Here is a 666-nt window from a genome sequence, read left to right on the forward strand (position 1 = left end):
GCTGGTGGCCGACAGGTCGCCGGCGGCGGTGGTGATCCCGTCCTCGCAGGAGGGCAAGGAGGTCGCCGGCCGGCTGGCGATCAAGACCGGCTCGGGGTTCCTCACCGACGTCACCGAGATCGCCGCCGATGGCACCGCGACCCAGGTGGCGTTCGCCGGGGCGACGATCGTGCACTCGCGGGTCACCACCGGCACCCCGATCTACACGGTGCGGGGCAACGCGGTCACCCCCACCCCGGCGCCGGCCGCCGGCACCGAGCAGCAGGTGCCGGTGCAGCTGTCGGATGCGGCGAAGGCGGCCCGGGTGGTGGATCGGGTGGTGGAGCAGAAGTCCTCCCGCCCGGAGCTGACCGAGGCCGCGATCGTGGTCTCCGGCGGGCGCGGGGTCGCCTCGGCGGAGAACTTCTCGATCATCGAGGGCCTGGCCGACTCCCTGGGCGCGGCGGTGGGGGCGTCGCGGGCGGCGGTGGACTCCGGGTACTACCCGCACACCTTCCAGGTCGGGCAGACCGGCAAGACCGTGTCCCCGCAGCTGTACATCGCCGTCGGCATCTCCGGGGCGATCCAGCACCGGGCCGGCATGCAGACGTCGAAGACGATCGTCGCGGTCAACAAGGACCCCGAGGCGCCGATCTTCGAGCTGGCCGACTTCGGCGTCGTCGGCGA

1 protein-coding gene is annotated in these 666 nt (G+C 73.0%); it reads left to right on the plus strand.

Features of this window, described 5'->3' with window-relative positions:
* Window positions 1–666: electron transfer flavoprotein subunit alpha/FixB family protein (locus MY520_RS27925; RefSeq protein ID WP_436695956.1), on the plus strand; the 666-nt coding region annotated here is incomplete at both ends.

Source organism: Geodermatophilus sp. CPCC 205506, from assembly GCF_051383635.1.
Lineage (GTDB): Bacteria > Actinomycetota > Actinomycetes > Mycobacteriales > Geodermatophilaceae > Geodermatophilus.